The following is an 8949-nucleotide window of genomic DNA, read 5'->3' on the forward strand; positions in this document are numbered from 1 at the left end:
ACCGGTCCCGGGGATTGAACGCCGGGATCGGTTGTCTCTTCCAAGCCGCGCACCTGAGGCTTCTCCAGGCAAAGTCACTGCGGCCACTGCTCAAGCAATATCGAAACAAACTTCTCCGCAGCAGGGGACAGTGATGCGCCTCTGCGGTACACCAGCCCCAGAGAGCGGTTAACCACGGGCTCAATCAGCGGAATGCTCACCAACGTTGGATGATCGTCCGCCGGCATCGCCAGGCTCGGCATTGCCGACACTCCGAGCCCGGCTTCGACCAGCCCCAGTGAAGTCGAGAGATGCTGCACTTCATAGAACCACTGCGGACGCCAACTCAAACCGGATAGTGCGTGATCCAGCAGCATGCGGTTACCACTCAGGCGGCCCACACCGATCAGCCGATACTCGCTGAGCTCCGACCAGGTGACCGAAGCGCGCTTGGCCAGCTCATGATCGCGGCGGCACGCCAGTACAAAAGGCTCGTTGACCAGAGGCACGAACTCGATGTCCGGATGCTGGCCGCTCATCATGTTGATGCCGAAGTCGGCCTCACCGCGCAGCACTGCTTCCAGGCCCTCGTTGGCGCTCAGGTCGAGCAGGCGAATACGGATCTTGGGGTAGCGTTCGTTGTAGAGGCGAATCACCGAAGGCAGGAAGTAGAACGCGGCAGTAGGGATACAGGCGAGGGTCACCCGGCCGATCTGGCGCTCTGCCAATTCGCGGATATTAAGAATCGAGTCGTCGAAGTCGTCCAGGAGTCGCCGTGCCTTGGGCAGAAAATCTCGCCCCACGCTGGTGAGGCTAACCTTGCGTGTGGTGCGATCGAGCAGTGCGGTCCCCAGACCTTGCTCCAGCTTCTTGATCCGCCGGCTCAGCGCAGGTTGGGACAGGTGCAAGGCGTCGGCTGCCTCATGAAAACTGCCAAGTTCAGCGATTTTCACGAAAGATCTGATGTCCTGTAGCTCATATTCCATCAATTTCCCTCACGCAGCCTTTGGCTGGGACACGTCGTTTTTTCGGTGGTTTCAGTCTTGCGTCAAACGCAATAATAGCTCGAATCTTTGCATTGGAAACACCATTGCTTCCCTGTCACTCTTGTTTTCAACACATCAATCACCCTGATTAATCAACAAGAGCCAGCAGCCATGCAACGAATTCCTTGTGTACTGATGCGCGGTGGCACCTCCAAGGGCCCCGTATTTCTCGCCTGGGACCTGCCTGTGTCGATTGAGCAGCGTGACGAGCTGCTGCTCGCCTTGATGGGCTCTGGTCACGAGCTGGAAATCGACGGCATCGGGGGTGGTAGCCCACAAACCAGCAAGGTCGCCATCGTCAGCCCGTCACTGCACCCCGATGCCGATGTCGATTATCTGTTCGTGCAGGTCATGGTTTCCTCGCGTCGCGTAGACACGGCCCCCAACTGCGGCAATATGCTCTGCGCTGTCGGGCCATTCGCTATCGAGCAGGGGTTGGTCAAAGCCCGGCCATCGATGACCAGTGTGCGCATCCGCAACCTCAATACCGGAACCTTTGTCACGTCTGAAGTGCAGACGCCTGGAGGCAAGGTCAGCTATGAAGGCGACACTGAAATCGACGGCGTGCCCGGTAGCGCTGCACCGGTCCAGTTGACCTTCCTCGACGCTGCTGGCTGCAAGACCGGCCAGCTGTTCCCGACGGGCAACACCCAGGATGTGTTCGACGATATCCCGGTCACCTGCATCGACATGGCCATGCCGATGGTCCTCATCGAGGCACATCACCTGGGCAAACGCGGCGACGAAACCCCGGCAGAATTGGACTCCGACAAGAAATTCCTGCGACGCCTGGAAGCCTTGCGCCTGCGTGCCGGGGCCGCGATGGGCCTGGGCGACGTTCGCGACATGGTCATTCCCAAGCCGGTGCTGGTGGCGCCAGCCAAGGCGGGTGGCACCCTGCAGGTTCGGTATTTCATGCCACACAGTTGCCATCGCTCGCTGGCCATCACCGGCTCCATCGGCCTGGCCACCGCGTGCGTCAGCCCCGGCAGCGTGGTTGCGCAAATGCTCGGCGATACCGGTACCGAGCGTTTGCAAAACGTGCGCATCGAACACCCGGGCGGCGGCATCGACGTGGTGTTGTCATACACCGGCGAGAACGGTGAAACCATCCGCGCATCGGTTGTGCGTACCGCTCGACGATTGTTCTCCGGCTTTGTATATGCCCCGGTTTCCCAGCGACTGGCCGGCTAACCCCTGATCGCTGCTGGCGTCGTCTGGTAGGCTCGCGTTATCCGCCTCGCCGTCGGCTTCTTCACCTATAACAACAAGAGAATTGCCCTATGCTCGCCTTACTCGGCTTGGCCATGGTGGTCGTGTTCACCTTCCTGATCATGACCAAGCGCCTGTCACCCATCGTTGCCTTGACTGTTGTTCCGATCGTCTTTGCGGTGATCGGCGGTTTCGGCGGCACCACAGGCAAGATGATGCTCGACGGCCTGAAAATGGTCGCGCCCTCAGCTGCGCTACTGTTGTTTGCGATCCTGTTTTTCGGCCTGATGATCGATTCCGGCTTATTCGACCCGCTGATCCGTAAGATTCTCAAACGGGTCAACGGCGACCCGATGAAAATTGCCGTGGGCACGGCGCTGCTCTCGTTGACTGTAGCCCTGGACGGCGACGGCACCACAACCTACATGATCACCTGCGCAGCCATGTTGCCACTGTACAAACGCATCGGCATGAATCCGATGATCCTCGGGATTGTCGCCATGTTGTCGCTGAGCATCATGAGCGGCATGAGCCCCTGGGGCGGCCCGGCGACACGAGCCATCGCGGCGCTGGGCCTGGATGCGGCGGACTACTTCATTCCGTTGCTGCCGACCATGATTGGCGGGGCGGCTTGGGTGGTGTTCACGGCTTTGCTGCTGGGGCGTTCCGAGCGCAAGCGCATTGGTAATGTGCAGTTGAGCAGTGGCGGCGGTAACTGCTATATCGAGGCGATTCTCAGCGATACGCCGCACAAACGGCCGAAGCTGGCGTACGTCAACCTGCTGCTGGTGATCGTAGTGATGGTCGCGCTGGTGATGGGCCTGATGCACTCGGCGATTCTGTTCCTGATCGGCTTTGTGCTCGCCCTGATGATCAATTACCCGCAGCTCGATATCCAGAAAGAACGCATCCTCGCCCATTCCGGCAACGCCATGACCGTGGTGCTGTTGGTGTTCGCGGCGGGGATTTTTGCCGGAATCTTCTCCGGGACCAAGATGGTCGACGCCCTGGCGCAAACCCTGGTGGACTGGATCCCGCCGGCGTGGGGCCATCTGTTTCCGCTGGTCGTGGCCATTACCAGCATGCCTTTGACCTTCGTGTTGTCCAATGACGCCTATTACTTTGGCGTGGTTCCGATCCTCGCCAACGCTGCTGCCGCTTACGGTATCAGCCCTCTGGAAATAGCCCGGGCATCGATCCTTGGCCAGCCGGTGCATCTGATGAGTCCGCTGGTTGCGTCGACGTTGCTGTTGATGGGAATGATCGACCGCGACATCGGCGACTTTCAGAAAGCTGCCTTCAAATGGGCGGTGCTGACCTCCCTGGTGGTGACCACCCTGGCGCTGTTGACTGGTGCGCTCACGCTGTTCGTCTGACCGCCTGATTCCCTCTGAAGACTGTTCACGCGCCCTGCAAAAGGGCGCGCGGATCAGTGCATCTGCAATAACAATAATGAGTATTGAGCATGAGCAAATTCGTCACGCGCGTGGCTGTGGCTGTTCTCCTGGCCGCGTTGCCCTTGGCCTGTACCTGGGCGGCGGGATTCGTCGAAGACAGCAAGTTGAAAGTGCAATTGCGTAACGTGTATTTCAACGAGAACTTTCGTGATGAACATGGCCTGAGTGCCCGTGCGGCGCAAACGGCAAAGAGCGAACGAACGGAGTGGGCGCAGGGCTTTCTGCTCGATTACCAGTCCGGTTTTACCCAGGGCACGCTGGGATTGGGGGTGGATGGGCTGGGCCTTGTCGGCGTCAAACTGGACTCCGGCAAAGGCCGTAGTGGCACCGGTCTGCTTCCGGTACACGGGGACGGACGCGCTGCGGATGAGTTTTCCAGCCTCGGAGTGGCGGGCAAAGTCCGCCTGGCGAAAACCGTGGTCAAGCATGGCACCTTGTTACCCAGGACGCCGGTGTTGATCTATAACGATGCGCGGCTGTTGCCACAGACTTATCAAGGCACCCAGTTCAGCAGTAGCGACATCGCCAACTTGACGCTCACCGGCGGCCACCTGGACGAGTTCAAACTCAGGGATTCGTCGGACAGTCGTTCGATCATTCCTGATGGCTTCTCTGGCAAGGGTTCGGATTTTTCGTACGTGGGTGGCGACTACAAGCTGGGCAAGAACATGCGCCTGAGCTATTTCTACGGGGAACTGCAGGACTTCTATCGGCAGCAGTTCGCCTCGGTCCAGCACGATCTGGCGCTCGGTGCAGGAGTGCTCACCAGCGACTTGCGCTATTTCCACAGCGTCGATGACGGGGCGGGACGAGGCGGGGTAATTGATAACGACATGCTCAGCGGTCAACTGATCTACTCGTTCACCGGGCACAGTCTGGGCGCCGGTTATCAGGCACTGAATGGCGACGCGGGGTTGCCGTACATCAGCGGCGCGACGGTCTATTCGTTCAGTAATGTCGGAATCGGCAAGTTCATCGAGGAGGACGAGAAGACCTGGATGCTCAGCTATGCCTACGATTTCGCCAAGGTGGGGGTGCCTGGGCTGACGTTCTCAACCCGGTATCTGAGCGGCGACAATGGCAAGTCCGGTGACGCGCGGTTGCATGAGTGGGAGCGGGATGCAGAGCTGGCTTATGTGCTGCAGGACGGCGCCTTCAAGGGCCTGGGGATCAAGTTGCGCAATTATGTGTATCGCTCGGATTATGCGCGAGGGCGGGACAGCAATCGGGTGTATGTAACCTACGATGTTGCGCTTTGGTAGACATGGCCGCGTGATCGTTGGCGATTGATCGCGAGCAAGCTTTGCTCCCACAGGCGCAGGGCCGGAGAATCTGAGTGGCGCCGTATGTCGGCGTCGAGGAACCGCCATCCACCTCTGACGCCCAACCAGAAACAACCGTTGGAGTCTGGCCATGAACGATGATCGAAAGCAGCAAGCAATGGCGGCCTGGTACCAACTGCTCAACGAGCCGCTGATTCGCATGGACTGTGAGGAACAATACGATGAGCTGCTCAAGGCCGCCGACGAGATGGAGCGTACTGGTCTGATCAACAGCAATGAATGGCGCCAACTGGTGCGCGAGGCCGGGACCGCCTTTGCTCAGCTCACCGAAGGGCTGGGCCGCGGCACCTAGGTTTTATCCCTGGTTTTTCTGCTGATCGGCCTGCTGGGCAAACCACTGAAGGATCAGCCCGCAGGCCGGATGTGCGCTCGCCGAAGGCTGCAGGTTCAACGCATACACACCTTCGGTCTTCAACGGCTGGCCGAACGGAATCACCAACACCCCTCGATGCACCGACTCGCCCGCCAGGGTCTGGTCCGTCATCGCCACGCCCAGGCCGCGTGCCGCCGCATCCAGGGCCAGTTCGTCCAGGTTGAAAGGAATGTGCCGGTAGCTCTCCAGCGGTCCACCATTGTTGGCCGCCAACCACTGCACCCAGTCATGCCGGTCCGATGAGCGATGCAGCAGGGTGAAATCCACCAGGTCTGCCACTGCTCGCAGAGTGCGCGCCAGCCCCGGTGCACACACCGGCACCAGCGCTTCCTCGAACAACGTCAGGGACTGTGGATCTTTCGATGGTTGCGGCAGGTAGAGGATGTAGGCGTCGCTGTCGACGGCCGGCTCCACCACTTCAGTGGCCACGGTCTCGATGGACAGCGAAACCTCGGGATGGGCTCGATAGAATTCGCTCAACCTGGGCAGCAACCAGCGCACCGCCAGGGATACGTGCATGCGGATGCGAAACGGACGCTCCTTGGGAGCCAGCCGTTCTTCCAGGGTCTTGAGTTGCTCAAGGATGCTGCGGGCACTGGTCAGCACCTGCTCGCCCGCACCCGTAAGGCGCAAGCTGCGGCTGGTGCGCACGAACAGCGCTACGCCGAAATGACTCTCCAACTGCTGAATTTGCCGACTCACGGCGCTTTGGGTCAGGCATAGCTTTGATGCTGCCTGAGTGAAACTGCCCGAATCAGCGACTTCCACCAGCGCCTGCAGTGCTTGTAGCGACGGTACGTGACGGAGCTTATCCATGCGTTTTCCGAATACTTCGATGATTTTATAACGTTGGTTGTATCACTGCGGGCGCTATAAATTCCAGTCATGGCTGCGGCTTTCCATGCGTCAAGCGCATGGGGCAACAAGTGTCGGCGGCAGAACGACAGCGAATGGAGGTGATGCATGATCAATGAATGTGGCTGGATCGCGCAGGCAGGTGACTCGCCCTTGCGCGGTTCCCTGAAGGGCACCGAGAAGGCCGACTGGCTGATTATCGGCGCCGGCATTACCGGGTTGAACGCGGCCCACACCCTCGCGCAAATGCACCCTCAGGCGCGCATCGTGATCGTTGATCGCCAGCGGGCGGCGCAGGGCGCTTCGGCGCGTAATTCGGGTTTCGCTGTGGCCCACGAACTTCCGGGCACTGACGAGTTGCTGGGCCGCCAGGGTTTTGCCGATTATCAGGTGGACACCGAAATCGCCAGGGTTGCCAGCCTGGAGGTGCGCCAGCGCATCGCCCGACATGGCATCGAATGCGATTTTCGCGACGACGGTTACTTCTTCGCCGTGAGCGATCCAGGCAAGTTGACTCCTGTCGAAGACAAGCTGGAGACCCTGCGAGCAGTGGGGGCGTCGGCGCACTTTCTGCAGGGCGAGGCGCTGTACAACAAACTCGGGACCCGGCATTACCAGGCGGGAATCTGGTGCGGCAATGGCAACGCGTTGCTGCAGCCGGCGAAGTACGTCAAGGGCTTGCTCGATGCGCTGCCGGCCAGCGTCACTCTCTACGAAAACACCGACATCACCGGCCTTGAGCGCCTGAGTCAGGGGCGCGTACGCGCCAATGGCGTCACTGGCCGAATCGAAGCGCAGCAGGTGCTGGTGTGCCTGAATGCGTTCATCCCACGCTCGGGCATCGACGCCAGCGCAACGTTTGCGATGGAGCTCAGCGCCAGCCTCACTCGGCCGCTGACCGACGCCGAGTATCAGGCCATCGGTGCAGTCGAGCCCTGGGGCGTGCTGTCGACCCGGCCGCTGGGCGCCACCGTACGCTTGACTCCGGACCGCCGGGTGATGATCCGCAATACGGCGGAATACCGTTCCCGAGATTTGTCCGCCAGCGAACTGCGGGTGCGCCGCGAACATCATGTGCTGGGCTTGCAGCGGCGCTTTGCGTTCCTCGGCGAGCAGGACATCCAATACACCTGGACCGGACATCTGAGCGCCTCGCGCAGCGGCCAGCCGTATTTCGCCAAGGTCGAGGAGGGCGTGTATGCGGTGGCCGGCTGCAATGGCTCCGGCGTGGCGCGGGGCACGTTGTGGGGGCGGCTGCTGGCTGAAATGGCCTCGGGCGTCGATTCGCCTGTCCTGCAATCGGTAATGCGCCGGGCCCAACCCGGTTGGCTGCCGCCCAAGCCCTTGCTGGACATCGGCGCCATGCTGCGGATGCGCGTGGAGGCGGTCAGGGCCAGAAGCGAGATCTAGAACCTCGGTCAATGAACCAAGAACAACAACTCAGTTAACACACGGTGACAGAAGATGCGCATCAACAACATTTCCCTGATGGTCATGCTCGCCACACTTTCAGCAGCCAGTCACGCGGATGAAGTGGTCAATATCTCCAACTGGAATGGCTACATCGCCGACGACACTCTGACCGCGTTCACCCAGCAAACCGGGATCAAGGCGACGTACGACATCCATGACAGCAACGAGGTGCTGGAATCGAAGCTGATGACCGGCAACACCGGCTACGACGTGGTCAGCCCTTCGAACCATTTTCTGTCGCGCCTGATCAAGGCCGGGGCTGTGCAGAAGCTCGACAAGAGCCAGCTGCCGAACTGGAAGAACCTCGACCCGGTGTTGATGCAAAAACTGCAGGTCAACGACCCGGGCAACCAGTATGGCTACCCGTATATGTGGGGCACGGCGGGAATTGGCTACAACGTCGAGAAGATCAAGGCGATCTTTGGCAATACCGATATCACCCGTTCCTGGAAGCTGTTCTTCGAAGAAGAGAACATCAAGAAGCTCAGCCAGTGCGGCGTAGCAATCATCGACAACCCGACGCAAATCCTGCCGATTACCCTCAATTACCTGGGCCTGCCGCCTCACAGTCACGAGCCGGCGGACTACAAGAAGGCCGAGCAGGCGTTGCTCAAAATCAGGCCCTACGTGCAGTACTTCCACGCTTCCAAGTACATCAGCGACTTGGCGAACGGCAATGTCTGCGCAGTGATCGGCTTCAACGGCGATGTGGTGCAGGCGGCGGCCAGCGCGAAGGAAGCCAACAATGGCATCAACATCGCCTATTCGATTCCGGACGAGGGCTCGACGCTGTGGTTCGACATGGTGGTAATGCCCAAGAGCGCGCCGCACGAGAAGAACGGCTACGCCTACATGAACTACCTGCTTGAGCCGCAGGTGATTGCCAACATCAGCAACAGCATTCACTACGCCAACCCCAATCTGGCGGCGGACGCACTGGTGGTGCCGGCAGTGAAGCAGGACCTGGCGATCTATCCGCCGAAGACGGTGCTGGAGAAGCTGTTTACGGTTGAGGAATTACCAGCGGCGATTGCCCGATTGAGCACGCGGTTGTGGACTCGGTTGAAGACCAATACCTGACGGTCCATCAGACAGGCTCTGGGGTGCCGATTACCCTCGTAGGAGCCTGGCTTGCCAGCGATGGCGTCCACCAGATCGCCATCGCCGGCAAGCCGGACTCCTACGGATTCGAGCCAATCCCAAATCCCCCA

8 protein-coding genes are annotated in these 8949 nt (G+C 60.0%); 6 read left to right on the forward strand and 2 right to left on the reverse strand.

The genetic code is table 11. The annotated features are described in order from the left end of the window. Positions 1–74 precede the first annotated feature (74 nt). Positions 75–965, reverse strand: coding sequence for a LysR family transcriptional regulator (locus ORL50_RS26700; protein WP_266019480.1), 891 nt, complete (start codon positions 963–965; stop codon positions 75–77). Positions 966–1136: 171 nt separating this feature from the next. On the opposite strand from ORL50_RS26700, the gene ORL50_RS26705 reads away from it, so the two are divergent. From ORL50_RS26705 to ORL50_RS26720, 4 genes are all read left to right on the forward strand, one after another. Then, positions 1137–2219, forward strand: coding sequence for a 4-oxalomesaconate tautomerase (locus ORL50_RS26705; protein WP_266019482.1), 1083 nt, complete (start codon positions 1137–1139; stop codon positions 2217–2219). Positions 2220–2308: 89 nt separating this feature from the next. After that, positions 2309–3613 carry a CitMHS family transporter gene (locus ORL50_RS26710; protein WP_266019484.1) on the forward strand — a complete coding sequence of 435 codons (1305 nt, stop codon included), beginning with the start codon at positions 2309–2311 and terminating at the stop codon, positions 3611–3613. A gap of 89 nt (positions 3614–3702) precedes the next feature. Further along, positions 3703–4956, forward strand: coding sequence for an OprD family porin (locus tag ORL50_RS26715; protein WP_266019485.1), 1254 nt, complete (start codon positions 3703–3705; stop codon positions 4954–4956). A gap of 151 nt (positions 4957–5107) precedes the next feature. Beyond that, complete coding sequence (locus ORL50_RS26720; RefSeq protein ID WP_266019486.1) at positions 5108–5329, forward strand: hypothetical protein; 222 nt, start codon at positions 5108–5110, stop codon at positions 5327–5329. 3 nt (positions 5330–5332) lie between these two features. On the opposite strand, the gene ORL50_RS26725 is transcribed toward ORL50_RS26720, so the two are convergent. Then, positions 5333–6226: a LysR substrate-binding domain-containing protein gene (locus ORL50_RS26725; RefSeq protein ID WP_266019487.1), complete on the reverse strand. Its 894-nt coding sequence runs from the start codon at positions 6224–6226 to the stop codon at positions 5333–5335. A gap of 147 nt (positions 6227–6373) precedes the next feature. On the opposite strand from ORL50_RS26725, the gene ORL50_RS26730 reads away from it, so the two are divergent. After that, positions 6374–7675: an NAD(P)/FAD-dependent oxidoreductase gene (locus tag ORL50_RS26730; protein WP_266019488.1), complete on the forward strand. Its 1302-nt coding sequence runs from the start codon at positions 6374–6376 to the stop codon at positions 7673–7675. A gap of 54 nt (positions 7676–7729) precedes the next feature. Continuing rightward, positions 7730–8818 carry a polyamine ABC transporter substrate-binding protein gene (locus tag ORL50_RS26735; RefSeq protein ID WP_266019490.1) on the forward strand — a complete coding sequence of 363 codons (1089 nt, stop codon included), beginning with the start codon at positions 7730–7732 and terminating at the stop codon, positions 8816–8818. Positions 8819–8949 lie beyond the last annotated feature (131 nt).

It is taken from the genome of Pseudomonas sp. RIT-562 (assembly GCF_026241895.1).
GTDB classification, from domain to species: domain Bacteria; phylum Pseudomonadota; class Gammaproteobacteria; order Pseudomonadales; family Pseudomonadaceae; genus Aquipseudomonas; species Aquipseudomonas mandelii_F.